Origin of the sequence: Pseudoalteromonas sp. bablab_jr010, assembly GCF_016464105.1 — a bacterium.
GTDB classification, from domain to species: domain Bacteria; phylum Pseudomonadota; class Gammaproteobacteria; order Enterobacterales; family Alteromonadaceae; genus Pseudoalteromonas; species Pseudoalteromonas simplex.
On the sequence record NZ_JACDWV010000070.1, the window covers coordinates 72,826 to 88,741 of the forward strand.

10 protein-coding genes are annotated in these 15,916 nt (G+C 42.0%); 3 read left to right on the forward strand and 7 right to left on the reverse strand.

Going from position 1 to position 15,916, the window contains the following annotated elements:
* Window positions 1–189 precede the first annotated feature (189 nt).
* From JIG37_RS05840 to JIG37_RS05850, 3 genes are all read left to right on the forward strand, one after another.
* Window positions 190–588 (forward strand): hypothetical protein, encoded by a 399-nt coding sequence (locus JIG37_RS05840; protein WP_199528930.1) that lies wholly within the window; start codon window positions 190–192, stop codon window positions 586–588.
* Between the two features lie 590 nt (window positions 589–1,178).
* The gene (locus tag JIG37_RS05845; protein WP_194442325.1) at window positions 1,179–3,881 is read left to right on the forward strand and encodes a TonB-dependent receptor; all 2,703 of its coding nucleotides are present in this window, start codon (window positions 1,179–1,181) and stop codon (window positions 3,879–3,881) included.
* Between the two features lie 108 nt (window positions 3,882–3,989).
* The gene (locus JIG37_RS05850; RefSeq protein ID WP_199528931.1) at window positions 3,990–5,366 is read left to right on the forward strand and encodes a hypothetical protein; all 1,377 of its coding nucleotides are present in this window, start codon (window positions 3,990–3,992) and stop codon (window positions 5,364–5,366) included.
* A 28-nt stretch (window positions 5,367–5,394) separates the two neighbouring features.
* Here JIG37_RS05850 and JIG37_RS05855 read toward each other — a convergent pair whose 3' ends face one another.
* The 7 genes from JIG37_RS05855 to JIG37_RS05885 form a co-directional block, all read right to left on the reverse strand.
* Complete coding sequence (locus tag JIG37_RS05855; protein WP_054553091.1) at window positions 5,395–5,658, reverse strand: hypothetical protein; 264 nt, start codon at window positions 5,656–5,658, stop codon at window positions 5,395–5,397.
* An 11-nt stretch (window positions 5,659–5,669) separates the two neighbouring features.
* A complete protein-coding gene (locus JIG37_RS05860; protein ID WP_199528932.1) occupies window positions 5,670–6,503 on the reverse strand; it encodes a peptidoglycan binding protein CsiV in 834 nt (277 codons plus the stop codon).
* Window positions 6,503–9,976 (reverse strand): transcription-repair coupling factor, encoded by a 3,474-nt coding sequence (gene mfd, locus JIG37_RS05865; protein WP_199528933.1) that lies wholly within the window; start codon window positions 9,974–9,976, stop codon window positions 6,503–6,505. The genes JIG37_RS05860 and mfd overlap by 1 nt, the downstream gene beginning before the upstream one ends.
* Window positions 9,977–10,005: 29 nt before the next feature.
* Window positions 10,006–10,899, reverse strand: coding sequence for a carbon-nitrogen hydrolase (locus JIG37_RS05870; RefSeq protein ID WP_054553061.1), 894 nt, complete (start codon window positions 10,897–10,899; stop codon window positions 10,006–10,008).
* The gene (locus tag JIG37_RS05875) at window positions 10,892–11,950 is read right to left on the reverse strand and encodes an agmatine deiminase family protein (RefSeq protein WP_199528934.1); all 1,059 of its coding nucleotides are present in this window, start codon (window positions 11,948–11,950) and stop codon (window positions 10,892–10,894) included. Before JIG37_RS05875 ends, JIG37_RS05870 begins: the two co-directional genes overlap by 8 nt.
* Before the next feature lie 84 nt (window positions 11,951–12,034).
* Window positions 12,035–12,628: a PilZ domain-containing protein gene (locus tag JIG37_RS05880; protein WP_058584935.1), complete on the reverse strand. Its 594-nt coding sequence runs from the start codon at window positions 12,626–12,628 to the stop codon at window positions 12,035–12,037.
* A 105-nt stretch (window positions 12,629–12,733) separates the two neighbouring features.
* Window positions 12,734–15,907 carry a multidrug efflux RND transporter permease subunit gene (locus JIG37_RS05885; RefSeq protein ID WP_138618207.1) on the reverse strand — a complete coding sequence of 1,058 codons (3,174 nt, stop codon included), beginning with the start codon at window positions 15,905–15,907 and terminating at the stop codon, window positions 12,734–12,736.
* Window positions 15,908–15,916: the final 9 nt, after the last annotated feature.

Below are 15,916 nucleotides of genomic sequence, written 5' to 3' on the forward strand. Positions count from 1 at the left end.
TTAAAAAGATAGGTCAATTGCATAAAATTATGACATCAATCAAATTTTAGCGCTTTGTTGGTTATTTTTTGTCAGAGATTGTATTTTTATTGACTTATTATTAGGTGCCTGTTGTCTTTTTTGGGCATTCTAATTAGTATCTGACTTTATTTTATACAGGCAAATAGAGTGCGAATAAGCTTATTTCCCGTGTTCCTTTTTAGTCTTTTTTTAGCTGCATGTGATAGCCAAAGTATAGATAAGGGCAGCACAAGTACAAGTTGTCAGAACAATAGTCATTGCAATTACCCTAATAATGTAGAAGTTTGGCTAAATAACCCAGATATCAGTCCAGAAACACCGTTTACGATTAACCTAAAGTTACCAAAGGAGGCTAAAAACCTTTCAGCAAAACTTGAAGGTGTCACCATGTATATGGGTTTTATTCCACTGCAGTTTAAACAGACAGGGCAAGTTTGGGTTGCTGATACTATGGTTGGCGCATGCTCTGAACCTGTTATGACTTGGAAAATGATGCTCACTTATACTTCTGGCGACAATCAACCACAAACCTTGCTTTATTATTTCGATTCACTGCAAACTCGATAACATCTTCCTTCATTATTGTTGATCGCAGTTTTTTATTATCTAAAAGCTGTGATTAGCGCAATTTCTGCTTCACCTTTTTTTACTTTGATGTTCTTTATTAGTCGTATTTTTATACGGTATTACAAACTGACGGAACAAAAACAAAAAATCATCCTCTAATACACTGTTTAACAGACTAACTTTGTCTATTTAGTTAATTTAAGTGAATAACTATGGTTAGCAGTCTTACCAAGCTTTTACGGTTTTTATAACGTTGTGTGATCAACTTGTAAAAATTTCATTTGTAGCATTAATTAGGCTTTGATTACACTTGATTACAAAGTACGTGCAATTGATTTCAATCGTGTTTTTTTTGCTACTCAATAATGTTATTTTGTTGATATGTAGGTGTTTTTTTCTATTAACATTGATACATCGTGAAACCTTATTACCTAAAGTTGGTACGCCATTTCTGGGTTGCTCTTTATTTGATCTTTTATTCAGTTTTCGTTCAGTTAGCTGGGCCTAAGTTGCCCTCCGCTGACTCGTGATTCTAATAATAACGAGCGCTACCTAACTAAAGGTAAATTTCCAACAAGTAGGGTTTTCACATGAAAAAATCAATTCTTGGTTTAGCTGTTGTTTCAGCAATCCCAATGTTCTCAAGCATGCAAGTTTTAGCTGCTGATGATGCAGCAGAGTCTATTGAAAAAATTCAAGTTACGGGTTCTCGTATTAAGCGTTCTGATATGGAAAACGCAAGCCCAGTAACAATTATTGGTGCAGATGACATCAAAGCAATGGGTGCAACAAGCATCGATAGCGTATTACAAAAAATGACCGCTACTGGCGGCGCGATGACTAACCCAGGTATCAACAATGGTTCTGGTGGTAATGCACGTATCGATTTACGTGGTTTAGGTGCAAGCCGTACATTAGTTTTAGTGAATGGTCGTCGTATGATTGCATCTGGTACAGGTGCAGCTTCAACTGTTGACTTAAATACAATTCCTGTTTCTATGATCAAGTCTGTGGAAGTACTTAAAGATGGTGCTTCTGCTGTATACGGTACTGACGCGGTAGCTGGTGTTGTAAATATCATCTTAAAAGACGATTTTGAAGGCCTAGACATGAACGCTAATACTGCGATCACAGGCGAAGGTGATGCAACAGAAAACTCAATTGATTTCACAGTAGGTACATCTTTCGATAAGGGAAACATTGTTATCGGAATGCAGTATACTGACCGTGGTAAAGCATCTCAAGCAGACCGTAGTTTTTCAGAGTGTCCATTAGCAGAAGGTAGCAATGGCCTATACTGTACGGGTTCTTCATATAATGAAGGTGGCCACATCTGGAATGGTAATGGTGATAAAGGTACAACTGTAAACGCCGCTGGTGATGATATTCAAGTATCATTAATAGATGATAGCGGTGTAACTGGCCGTGGTGGTGATTATCACCGTTATGCCAATGAAGACGCATACAACTATTCACCAGCTAGCTATCTTTACACGCCAATGGAGCGTTTAAATCTAACAGGTATCGCGACATACGAATTATCTGATGATACGTCTTTATTCACTGAATTCACATACACTAAGCGTTGGTCAGAGCAACAAATGGCTCCACAACCTGTATGGTTTGACTTCGAATACACTGAAAATATGGGTAATGCACTTCTTAGCCAAAGTTATGATGAGCGTGTTGATCTTGATGGTGACGGTTATCTAGATAAAAATGCTGATGGTAGCTACGTAACTCAAGAAAGAAACTATCAGTACGGTGATATGATTTCTTACGGTCGTCGTATGTCTGACACTGGTGCACGTTACTTTGAACAGTCTGTTGACACTGTACGTGCTGTTGTGGGTGCACAAGGTTTCATCGGTGATTACTCTTGGGATGTTTCAGCTAACTTCGGTCGTAACGATTCAGTTGATAAGCTGAGCAATCTTCACAACATGGGTGCAATTCAGGACCAAATCACAGCTGGAACCTTCAACCCTATTGACCAAGCCGCATGGGTATCTGAGGACTTCCGTAAAAATGTTTATACTGAAGTAAACAATGGTGGTAGCCAGCTATTTATTATTGCAGCGTCTGTTTCAGGTGAGCTATTTGAAATGCCTGCAGGTTATGCTGCATTCGCAGCAGGCGTTGAACGTCGTCAAGAAAAAGCTTGGTACACGCCTGATTCTTTAACTGCTCAAGGGTTGGCAAATGATCCTCCAGTTGAGCCAACAGCAGGTGGTTTTGACGTAAACGAAGCATATGTTGAATTTGCATTACCATTGTTAGCCGATGCACCATTTGCGCAAAATGTTGAATTAAGCGCTGCTATTCGTGCGTTTGATTACAGCACATTTGGCTCAGATGAGACTTGGAAGCTAGGTTTAACTTGGAAAGCAAATGATGAGCTAATGCTACGTAGTGTTGTATCAACAGCATTCCGTGCACCTACAGTATCTGAGCTTTACTCAGGTAATTCACCATCATTTGAACAAATTACGTTCCCTGGAGCGCAAGACCAAGCAGAAGTCACTGTTGGTGGTAACTCTCTACTAACACCTGAAGAAGCTGATACATTAACCGCTGGTATCGTATACGAGCCAGAGTGGTTCGAAGGCTTCAGCATGACACTTGATTATTACAAAATTGAAATTGAAAATGCGATTGCCTCAGTTAACGAGCAATACATTGTTGATCAATGTTTAGCAACTACTGACAATGCAAACACTGTACTTTGTCAATCTGCTAACATCAGCATGGATAGCACAGGTCGTGTTAAATTCAATAACCAATTACAAAACATCGGTTCTGAAGAGACGTCTGGTTTAGACCTTAACCTAACGTATAACTTTGAAGCTGCTGGTTTATCTTGGAAAGCTGCATTAGACACAACTTATCTTGACGAGTACGTTGTAACTGTACTTGATGAGACAGTAGACTATGCTGGCCTGATCACTTCAGGTTCTGGTGGCTACGCAGACATTAAGTCAAATTTCACGTTGTCAGCACGAGGCGAAAGCTGGGATGCAACATATAAAGCTCGTTACATTGCAGGTATGGATAGCTACTTATGTAAAGATGATCCATCGAGCTGTTTAGCGCCTACGACTCCTTCTGTTGTTTATCATGACATTAGTGGTTCATACTTACTTTCAGATACAGTTACACTATCTGCGGGTGTAAACAATTTATTTGATAAAGAGCCTCCTTACTACTCAGGTAACAATGATTCAAACACTGACCCGTACACATATGATGTATTAGGTCGTCGTTTCCACGCTGGTATTAACGTTAAGTTCTAATCTAGTTTGAAATGATTACTAAGGCCCCGTTTTTACTGGGCCTTTTTTATTGTCTGAAAGCCTATCAACGCGTAAACTAAGGGAGCATTATTAAAAAACGAGGTGATATTGCTTAAACAAGACGAAAACTTATCCTTCATTATTGAGCCTGAGCTTAAACCACGCACAGAGCAACGACTCGACCTGTATTTTTCCATTCCGAATGAAATGAGTGTTAACCCACAAACACTGAGCGAAGAATCTTTCTTTAACAACAATTTTAAATCGCATCTTGCGTATAACGCTAACAACATTCACTTACCCTTAGTGAGAAGCCGCTTTGTTAGTAAAAACAAAGGTGAACAACAGGATTATCGACAAAACTTAAACTTATTTTGTTATCAAGTTCGACTCGCGCTGAATGCAGATATCAAAGACACCTTAAAACACCAAGAAGCCGAAGAGTTTTACCCTGTTGCCATTGAGTTGTGCGAGCAAACCAAAGGCTTGTTGAAAAAGCTAAGACGCTATACCCCCGATGATGAAAAGCTGCTGCCATTTTATAAAAATGCCGATAACTACTTAAGTTGGCATGTAGAGCAGTCATTTTTGAAACTATTGGATGAAGGGCCGCGCAGTAGTGATTTTGCAAAAGAGCGCAGTGATTTATTAGAGTTCTGCAAAGCTGAAAACAGTTATCGTGATGAGCAAGAATATAATTCGCAATCAACACTCGAAGATGCCAACCGTATCACTAATAAAATGCGCCTGTTACAACGTTTAATTGAGCATGGGGTGGTACTTAATCGCACTACACGGCATTTAAACAGTTATTTAAAACGCATGGTAAAGGGCACGGTGACCGCTGTGATCATGGCCTTTGTGATGTTGGTTGTGTTAAATGCTCGCTCAAACTTTACCGAAGTAACAGCAACCTTGATTTTGATCTTGGGTGTTATTTATGGTCTTCGTGAAATATTTAAAGAAGACATCACACGGGTGATCTGGCGAGCTATCGTAAGAGGGCGACCAAAATGGCGCTTTCAGTTTAAAAACAGCATAACCAAAGACAAAATTGCCAGCCAATACATTTGGCTTGAATACACCAGTTTTAAACGCCTGCCTAAAGCGGTAAGAAGAATTTTTTCAAAGCGCCGACATCAAAATAAACAGGCTGCTCAGTGGCTGCATTTTGCAAGCGAAACACAAGTTAACGCGAAAGAGTTTTTACCAGGCTACGATACCTTGCAACAAACCATGCAATTTAGCTTGGCACCGTTTGCTCGCTACTTAAAGCGGGGGGAAGGTAAGCTCTATCATCTTGATAGTAATAAAATCTCTAAGAAAGCCGTAGAGAGGCGTTATCAGTTAAATGTGGTATTAGTCTTTACACAAAGCGAAGATGAAACTTTGTATCAGCGCTACAAGATTACGTTAAATCGCAGCAAAATTGTTAATATTGAGCGTATTTACTCACAAACTGACATTCTGAAAGATGAAAGATGAAAGGGTGGCCTTGGCCACCCAATTGGGTTTATTTAGCGTCTAAACCAGTTTTGCTATAAAGCGATACTTTGTCTGACACTAGGGTAATTTCGATATTTTTATCTTTGTTACCCCAAATACAGTTAGTGTGTAGTGTCTTTTCTTCACACTTATCTGCTGAACCTAAGATAGCTTCAACCTCAGTTTTATCCATGCCAATTTTAATTTTTTCGTAGTTCTCTAAGTTTACTTTTGAGCAACCCGCTAAAGTAAGTGTTGCAGCCGCTGCTGCAATTGCCATATATTTTTTCATAATTGTATCCATTAATGGTTGTAGCGTCTTATTTGCACGATCATACCCATACGTGGGTGATCAAAATAATGTATCTCGTTACTTATCACACGTTTAAATTGTGAAAAACGTGCTTTTTCGTAATCACCGTTTTCTAGGCGCTGACTAATATCAAAATCTGCGTTTATAAATAGGTAGTGACGAACATAAATTTTCATTAAACCATCAAATTCCCACTTTGGCACATTTTGCAACTGGTCGGGAATATAGCGCTCAGTAGGGCCCACTAGGCTTATAAAGTCGTTATTTTCATTCTCTACTGGGGTTGAGTGTTTTGCTAAGTGTTCACCGGAAAATAAACGGATACTGGGTGCGTTTCTTTCACTCATTTCAGGAAAACGCCACCCAGTGTGCAAAATAGGGGTTAAGCCTTTTCTATCAAGCTGATTTTTTTGCTCAACAAATTGTAATTGTTCTGGCGCCATTAAGTAAATGTCGTCAGTGTCTTCACGGGGCTCAACAACGGGTGTAACAGGCAGTTGATTATAGCTTGCTAAAAAATCAACACTGTCGTCACATACATTAGAGTGAGGGTTGCTATTCACTAAAGAATCGGTAAACGAATTTGAGCGAAAGCGGCTATCACCCTCAATACATGCCTGTTTAGCTTGTGCTGAGTAAGCTGGAGATAATAAGTCTTTGCTTCGCTTAGCCTTGATTTCATCGTGTTTTAAACTGAAATCTTCCTGTAAATAAGGGGCTGGGCGCTGTTTATAAATAAGAACTTCTATTTCGAACCAACGTGCTGCAAATGACGAGCTTGTATATAAGCAACAAAGCAGTAGTAAACTATTTCTAAACAACATTAATGGCTAACCTTTTTTTCGAAATCTGCAATCATTGCAGTGACCATTTTTAAGCGTTCGCGAGCGTTGGCTTCGCTAATTGCAAAGCGCAGTTTGTTTGCGCCATCCATTTTATACACCTGCGGTGCACTTTGTATCAAACCTATAATGAAGCTAGGGTTAACCTTTGTATGCTGGCTAAACTCAAAATAACCGCCTTTCGGGTTTGCTTCAATCTTCTTAATGCCAATATTACTTGCTTGCAGTTTTAATTGCTGCAAACTGAATAAGTTTTTAGTGGCGTCAGGTAGTAGACCAAAACGGTCAATCAGCTCTACCTGTAACTCGTCCATATCATTGAGATTAGCACAGCTTGCAATGCGTTTATAGATTCCTAAACGTACGTTTACATCATGAATATAATCATCAGGTAATAACGCTGGCAGCTTTAAGTCAACCTCAGTTTGTTGACCTAATAAGTTCTCAAGGGTTGGCTCTTTACCTTCTTTGAGGGAGTTAACCGCTTGCTCAAGCATTTCCATATACAAACTAAAGCCAATGGTTTGCATTTGACCTGATTGATCATCACCAAGCAGCTCACCGGCACCACGAATTTCTAAGTCATGGGTTGCGAGCGCAAAACCTGCACCCAAGTCTTCCAGTGATTCAATCGCTTCAAGGCGTTTAACCGCATCTTTACTGAGTGATTTAGGGTTACCAGTCAGTAGGTAGGCATACGCTTGGTGATGGCTTCGGCCTACACGACCACGCAACTGATGCAGTTGTGCCAGACCCAGCTTATCTGCTCTATCCATAATAATGGTGTTGGCAGTGGGTACATCGATACCGGTTTCGATAATGGTGGTACACACAATCACGTTATATTTTTGGTGATAAAAATCACTCATAATTTGCTCAAGCTCGCGCTCTCGCATTTGACCATGTGCGGTTGTTACGCTGGCTTCAGGTACCCATTCGCTAATTTCTTCAGCAACTCGGTCTATGGTTTCAACATTATTGTGTAAGAAATACACCTGACCACCGCGTTTAATCTCACGCAGAATTGCTTCGCGAATAAGTTCAGCATCTCTTTGTCTAACAAAGGTTTTAACCGCTAAACGTTTTGCAGGCGGTGTGGCTATGATTGATAAGTCACGCATACCACTCATTGCCATGTTCAACGTACGTGGGATAGGGGTTGCTGTGAGCGTTAAAATATCGACATCGGCACGTAATGCTTTAATTTTTTCTTTTTGACGCACCCCAAAACGGTGCTCTTCGTCAACAATCAATAAGCCCAAATCTTTAAATTGAATATCTTGTTGAATAAGCTTGTGAGTACCAATCACGATATCTAATTTACCCTCAGCCATTTTATCTAGGGTGTCTTTTTGCTCTTTGGTTGAGTTAAAGCGCGATAAAACGCCAACCTCAATTGGTAAATCGGCAAAGCGGTCTTTAAAGTTTTCATAATGTTGCTGTGCAAGTAGTGTGGTTGGTACAAGTACCGCAACTTGCTTGTTATCATTTACGGCCACAAAGGCAGCGCGCATTGCCACTTCGGTTTTACCAAAGCCAACGTCACCACACACTAAACGGTCCATCGCTTGTTTGCTTTGCATATCACAGAGCACAGACTCAATGGCGTTGCGTTGATCGTCAGTTTCTTCAAATGGGAAGCTGTCGCTAAACTGACGATAAGCACTGCCATCAAGCTTAAATTTATTGCCAGGCTTTGCTTGACGTTTAGCGTAAATATCTAATAGCTCAGCAGCAACATCACGGACTTTTTCGGCGGCACGTTTCTTGGCTTTTTCCCACGCATCGGAGCCCAATTTATGGAGTGGGGCAGAGGCTTCTTCGCCACCAGAATAGCGGCTCAGCATATGTAACGCAGAAACGGGCACGTATAGTTTTGCCTCATTAGCGTAGATGATCGTAACAAACTCAGTGATCACACCGGCAGCATCAATGGTTTCAAGGCCTTGGTAGCGGCCTACACCGTGATCAAGGTGCACAATTGGTTGGCCTTCGCGTAGCTCAGCAAGGTTACGAATAAGCGCATCTTGGCTGGCTTCGTACTTATGTTTACGGCGTCGACGCTGCGAGACCTTAATGCCTAATAACTCTTGCTCTGTGATAATGGTTAAACGCGGCTTACCGTCTAGCACCACACTTTGCTCAAGTGGCGAAACGATTAGGCCAACATCACTCGAACTACTGGTGAAATCGCTAAACGATTCAAATTCTTTAAGCTTTAAACCACTTGGCTTTAATAAAGTGAGTAATGATTCGCGGCGGCCATCCGATTCAACCGAGAGCAACACGCGGCCTTTTTGTTTTTTCTCACTGGCAACATAGTCAATTAAACCTTGGTATGGTTCATGTAACTTATGATCAATACGAACATTTGGCAGCTCTTTACTAGCAAGGTTTATATGACCCGCTTTGGTGCCTAATTTTGCTTGTGATAAACGAATGCGCGCGTATTTACCAAATTCACCAAATAGCTCATTAACACTTTGATACAGCTTTACAGGTTCAAGCAAAGGTCTGAGCGGATCAACACGGCGGTTTTCATAGCGTACATTCACATCATGCCAAAACTGATCAGCAGCATGCTCAATATCGCCAAAATGCATAAAGGTTGTATTACTTGGTAAGTAATCGAAGATGGTTGCCAATTCATCAAAAAACAGTGGCATGTAATATTCGATACCCGCAGGCCAGGTTCCTTTAGTCACCTGCATATAAATTGAGTCTTGCTCAGAGCTTGCGCCAAATTGTTCACGATAATTGATACGAAAACGCTCAATGTCAGCGTCGTTAGTTGGGAATTCGTGAGCTGGCAGTAACTCAATTTTGTCGACCTTTTCATCTGAACGTTGGCTTTCAACATCAAATAAACGAATGCTGTCGAGCTCATCATCAAAAAAGTCTAAACGGAATGGGTGCGGGCTACCCATAGGGTATAAGTCAACGATAGAGCCGCGAATCGCGTATTCACCATGCTCCATCACTTGTTGTACATGTAAATAGCCCGCTTGTTCTAAGTTTTCACGTAGTGTGTGGGTATCTAGGGTATCGCCCACTTTAAATTTAAGGGTTGAACCATAAATAAACGAAGCAGGGGCAGTACGCAGCATCAAGGTCGACACTGGCACGATTAATACACTTTGTTGTTCTTTTTTTAATGTATTTAACGTGGCTAAGCGCGCAGAAATAATATCTTGATGGGGCGAAAAATGATCATAAGGGAGTGTTTCCCAGTCAGGGAAGACCATGACTGGGTTTTCGGGCAACAGAAATTCGAGTTCAGTTTCAAGGCGTAGGGCGCTTGGCGTATCTGGGGTGACAATCACAACCAGCTCGTTGTGTTGTTTTACACCTTCTGCGATTGCGATGCTAAGCCCGCTACCGGTAAGTTGTCCCCATTGAATTTTATCTTTTTCAGATTTTACCCAAGGCAATGCTGCCCATTGCGCAAACGCCATTTACTACTCCTTTAAACTGTTTTTTCTGCTTAGTCTCGATAAATCTTGGTTAAGTCCTGATAGTGATCGATACGACGATCACGAAGGTAAGGCCAAATTCGACGTATGTTTTCACTACGTGCTTGGTCTAATTCAACAACTAATAATTGCTCATCGCTGTTGTTCGCTTCGGCTAAGATTTCACCTTGAGGGCCCGCGATAAACGAGTTCCCCCAGAACTGAATACCTTCACTTTGACCGCTTGGATCACTTTCGTGGCCAACACGATTACAGCTGATCACCGGCACGCCGTTGGCAACTGCATGAGCACGTTGTGAAATAACCCAAGCGTCTTTTTGACGTGTTTGCTCGTCTTTTTCATCACGCGGGTCCCAGCCAATGGCTGTTGGGTAAATTAAAATTTCAGCACCGGCCATTGCCATTAAGCGTGCAGCCTCTGGGAACCATTGATCCCAACATACTAATACACCTAATTTACCGACAGAGGTTTGAATAGGCTCAAAACCTAAATCACCTGGTGTAAAATAAAACTTCTCGTAAAAGCCTGGGTCATCAGGAATATGCATTTTACGGTATTTACCGGCAATGCTCCCGTCAGTTTCAAGTACCACAGCAGTATTGTGATAAAGTCCTGTAGCGCGCTTTTCGAATAATGATGACACGATCACCACATTAAGTTCTTTGGCAAGTGCGCCTAAGGTGTCTGTGCTTGGGCCAGGAATTGTTTCTGCTAAATCAAAAACGTCTACATCTTCGGTTTGGCAAAAGTATAAACTGCGGTGTAGCTCTTGAAGAACAATAAGCTTAGCGCCTTGGCTTGCTGCATCACGAATACCAGCAATTGATTTTGCCATATTGTCTTGAGCATTATCGGTGTTTGATTGCTGAACAAGAGCAACCTTTAAATGCGTTGGTTTAGTCATTGTTTGTTCCTGCTAAAAAGCCGCGCGGTAATTGCATTGTAATACAGTGTAAGCTGCCAAATTGGTGAATAATTGGCACACAATTAATACCTACTACAGTGTGATCTGGGTATGCTTTGGCAACCTGACCAAGCGCCAGTTGATCGTTTTCATCACCATAAATTGGTACTAAAACGGTTTTATTGATAATTAAATAATTAGCGTATGTGGCAGGTAATCTGTCACCATCTTCATCGAACACTGCTTTTGGCCAAGGTAAGGCAATCAGCGTGTAGTTTTCACCCTCGGCTGTTTTAAATGATTGCAGTTGCTTTTCCATTGCATTAAGGGCTGCAAAGTGCTCATCATTTTTATCATCACACTGTACATAAACAAGCGTGTTGTTTGGTGCAAAACGTACCAGCGTATCAATATGGCTGTCGGTATCATCACCCGCAAGGTAACCATGATCAACCCAAAGAAACGACGTAGCACCCAGTTGCTCAACCAGCGTTTGTTCTATATCTGCTTTTGTGAGTTCTGGGTTACGATTTGGGTTTAATAAGCACTCGCTGGTTGTGAGTAGCACGCCGTGTTCATTGATCTCGACGCCACCGCCTTCAAGAACCAGTTCACTTTGCTGATAGCCATTTTTAGAATTAGCGACTTTTTTTACAAGTACTTGATTAATTTGGTTATCAAGATCACTTGCAAACTTATTGCCCCACCCATTAAAAATAAAATCCATTACTTTCAATTCTGTTGCGTCATCAATATTCGCACAGGTCAATGGGCCATGGTCACGTGCCCAAGTATCGTTACAGGGTGTCACCACAAAGTGAATGCGTTTAGCATCAACCTCTGCATTTGAAAGTAATGCCTCAATATGTGCTTTGAGGGCATTATCATGTGCCACAATCACAACATCTTGTTGTTGGCTTATTGCTTGGCAAAGTGCTACATACACAGGCTCAACAGCGGTTAAATTTGCTGCCCAATCTGTGTCTTGATGAGGCCAAGTAAGCATAACTGCATCTTGCTCAGCCCATTCAGGTAAAAGTCTAAATTTCATGAAGGTATTAAACAAACTAAGGTGGGGCTAGTTTAGCATTTTAGCCATAGATGTCAGCTTTTTGTGCGCGATAAAGCGTGATTTTTAACTGTCTTGCTGATTGTTTTCTTGCTGACGTTTTTTTAGTTGGCGTGTTTGTGCGTGCAGGGCCGCTCTTACGACTAAATCTTGGTCAGCATCGCGAATGGCAGTAAACAATAATGTGTATTGGTATTTATCATCATCACATTTTTCAATGGCCACTAATTCGGTATAGCAATAAATAGCTGATGCTTCGTGTTGTAAGAATAACTTTGTGCGAAATGTTTGCCCTAATTCATACACATCAGCTGAGGTAAGTTTTACACCGCCACCGCCATAACTATCGCAATAGTTTGCGTTATCGTCAGGCTGCTCTGAGGCTAAGATGTGACTCATGATTAAATCAATTTTACGAGATTGCGCCTGTAAAAAGGCCGCCAGTTCTTGTGCAACATCACCTAGATTACGAAGTGGTCGTAAGCTTGTTTGCTCAAGTTCGTTTACTTCGTTGGCAAGTTTAAATAGGGCAGGGATATCCGCTTCAAGTTCAGCATTGGTTTTTGGCACAGCACTTGGTTCAACCGCATATAAATTGACACGGTTGCTCTCGTTGATTTGAAAATACTGTTCAAATTCGGCTAATTTTTGATTATTCATGCTGTACTCCACACATCTTTCCTTAATACTAGCGTTCGAAGCAGTAAATTGCTAGTAATCAAATAATCAAAAAAAAGGGCAAACTCATTGTTTGCCCTTCATTTTTTACAGGTTACCCTCTTGGGTTTTAACATGTTCTTGTTGATGATGTGCTGCTATCTCATCAGCAAGCTCTTGTCTTGAACGTTTTTCAGTTAACTTACGTGCCGTTAACCAATAAAAGAACAGCGGCACAAAGAATACTGCCAGGAATGTCGCTGCCATCATACCGCCCATTACACCGGTACCAACACTGTGACGGGCACCTGCACCTGCGCCAGAGCTTAGTACTAAAGGCACAACGCCCAAAATGAAAGCAAGCGAAGTCATAATGATTGGTCTAAAACGTAAACGCGCAGCCTCAAGCGCAGCCGTACTTGCGCTCCAGCCTTGTTGATGTTTCATCAAGGCGTATTCAACAATAAGAATCGCGTTTTTACTAGCAAGACCAAGAAGTGTTACCAGACCAATTTGGAAGTATACATCGTTTGTCATGCCCACAACCCAAACCGCTATAAGCGCACCAAAGGTACCAAATGGCAAAGCAAGCATCACAGACAGCGGTAGTGACCAACGCTCATATAGCGCTGCTAGAATCAAAAATACCATGATCACAGCAAGGCCTAAGGCAATTCCTGTGGTGCCTGAACTGCGTTTCTCTTGGAATGCAGAGCCTGTCCACTCGTAGGTCATATTAGGTGGTAAAACGGCTTGTGCAATACGCTCAACTTCAGCAATAGCTTGACCCGAACTGTAACCCGGCGCTGCATTACCCATCAGTTTAACAGCTGGTAAGTTGTTATAACGATTTAGGTTTTCAGGGCCACGGCTATACTCGATAGTGGTAAAGGCTGAAAGCGGCACCATAGTACCTTGGTTGTTTTTAACATAGATACGGCCAATGTCATCAGGCTTCATTCTGAATTCAGCGTCTGCAGACATTAGCACTTGCCATGCGCGACCAAATTTATTGAAGTCGTTAACATAATAAGTCCCCAAGTTACCGGCAAGGGCAGTGAACGCATCATCAATTTCTACACCCATGGCACGGGCTTGTTCACGGTCAACATCAACACGTAGCTGTGGTGCGTCAGGGCGCCAAAGTGTTTGCAGGCCACTGATAATAGGGCTCTTTTGTGCTTCAGCTGTCATCAACTGCATTGCATGTTGAAGTTTGTCTGGGTCGCTATCACCTTTGTTTTGAATGTAAAACTCAAAACCACCTGTGTTACCTAAACCAAAAATAGCCGGAGGATTAAAGGCAAGAACGAGCGCCTCTTTAATACCTGCTGTTTTCATAAAGAGCTCTTGCACCAGCGCCTTGGTATCAACTTCGCGCTCATCCCAATGTTTTTGTGTCACGAATAAGGTTGCAGCGCTGTTTTTGTAACCACCGCCAATAAAGTCAAAACCGGTAAACGCTACCACGTTTTCGTTCGCTGGGTTTGATTGCACGGCCTCAACAACTTGCTGCGTGACTTGCTCTGTGCGTTCAAGTGATGAACCGTCAGGTAAGAAGATTGCAGAGATGTAATAACCTTGGTCTTCATCTGGCACAAGCGAACCTGGGGTGTTTTGCCAAAGGCCAATCGTTGCGGCAATCATACCTGTCATTAAGATCAGACCTAACAGACCACGGCGCACCATAAATCCAACAGCACCAACGTAACGGCCGGTGATCTTGGTAAACATGTCGTTAAACCATAAGAAGAAGCGGGCAGTTTGCTTGTGTTCTTGTTTTAAAATAAGTACACAAAGCGCTGGCGTCATCGTTAAAGCAACGACACCCGATAAACTTACAGCAATCGAAATAGTAATAGCGAACTGGCGGAATAACTCACCGGTTAAGCCACCTAAAAACGCAATTGGCACAAACACTGAGCAAAGTACTAAAACAATTGCCACCACCGGGCCGCTTACTTCGCCCATCGCTTTAACAGCGGCTTCTCTAGCACCGAGCCCTTCTTCGTGCATGATACGCTCAACGTTTTCAAGTACTACGATGGCATCATCAACAACAATACCAATCGACAGCACCATACCGAATAAGGTGAGTGAGTTAATTGAGTAACCCAGCATATACATACCGGCAAATGTGCCCAGTAGTGATACTGGCACTGCAAGAGTTGGAATAAGCGTGGCGCGCCAGTTTTGTAAAAATAAGTACACCACTAAGAATACTAATACCATGGCTTCAAGCAGTGTTTTTACAACTTCACGAATCGATACTTCAACAAAGCGGGTTGTGTCGTACGAGGTTAAATGTGCAAGTCCGGTCGGGAACTGGCTTTTCATTTCTTCAATAACACTGTTTACTTCTTCAGCTACATCAAGAGCGTTAGCACCCGGTTGCAAGAAGATACCTAACAGTACCGCTTCTTTACCGTTAATCGTCCCTTTGAAGTTATAGTCTTTTGAGCCAAGCTCAACGCGGGCAACGTCTTTTAAGCGTAAGCTACTGCCGTCAGTGTTTGAACGAATAATGATATTTTCAAACTGCTCAGGCTCAGACAAACGCCCTTGTGCAGTTACACTGTAAACCAGCTCTTGTGGAGATTGTGTAGTTGGTGTTGCACCAATTTTACCTGCCGCATATTGTGAATTTTGTACGCGAATTGCCCCTGCAATTTCTTCAACAGTAACACCTAACTGGCTCATTACATCAGGGCGCAGCCAAATACGCATTGCGTAATCTTTGGCACCAAAAATTTGTACACTGGTAGTGCCTGGAATACGTTTAACACGGTCTAGCACGTTCATAGTGACATAGTTTGATGTCCATAAACTTGAACGTGTTCCATCTGGTGAGTAAAAGGCATGAACTTGTAAAAAGCTAGAAGAACCTTTTTGAACCACCACACCTTGACGGCGTGTTTCTTCAGGTAAACGCGCTTCAACCTGCTTAACACGGTTGTTTACGTTAACGGCTGCTTGGTCAACATCAGTACCAATTTCAAAAGTAACTTCGATGGTCGTTGAACCTGCACTGGTTGACGTTGATGACATATACATCATGCCTTCAACACCGGTAATGGCATTTTCAATCGGTGTCGCAACCGTTTGCTCAAGCACATCGGCAGATGCACCTGGGTAGGCTGCGGTTACTTGTACAACCGGTGGGGCTATTTCAGGATATTGCGCCACAGGTAAGCTGCGCATCGCAGCAAGGCCCGCAAGTACAATAACAATAGAGATAACAAACGCAAAAATGGGTCTGTCTATAAAGTAACGAGAAAACATAAGACTTCC

What these genes read in the sequence shown, in the direction of transcription:
- JIG37_RS05885 (WP_138618207.1), bottom strand. Translation starts at nt 15,907, where the DNA reads ATGTTTTCTCGTTACTTTATAGACAGACCCATTTTTGCGTTTGTTATC.
- JIG37_RS05860 (WP_199528932.1), bottom strand. Translation starts at nt 6,503, where the DNA reads ATGTTGTTTAGAAATAGTTTACTACTGCTTTGTTGCTTATATACAAGC.
- JIG37_RS05880 (WP_058584935.1), bottom strand. Translation starts at nt 12,628, where the DNA reads ATGAATAATCAAAAATTAGCCGAATTTGAACAGTATTTTCAAATCAAC.
- JIG37_RS05845 (WP_194442325.1), top strand. Translation starts at nt 1,179, where the DNA reads ATGAAAAAATCAATTCTTGGTTTAGCTGTTGTTTCAGCAATCCCAATG.
- JIG37_RS05855 (WP_054553091.1), bottom strand. Translation starts at nt 5,658, where the DNA reads ATGAAAAAATATATGGCAATTGCAGCAGCGGCTGCAACACTTACTTTA.
- JIG37_RS05875 (WP_199528934.1), bottom strand. Translation starts at nt 11,950, where the DNA reads ATGAAATTTAGACTTTTACCTGAATGGGCTGAGCAAGATGCAGTTATG.
- mfd (WP_199528933.1), bottom strand. Translation starts at nt 9,976, where the DNA reads ATGGCGTTTGCGCAATGGGCAGCATTGCCTTGGGTAAAATCTGAAAAA.
- JIG37_RS05870 (WP_054553061.1), bottom strand. Translation starts at nt 10,899, where the DNA reads ATGACTAAACCAACGCATTTAAAGGTTGCTCTTGTTCAGCAATCAAAC.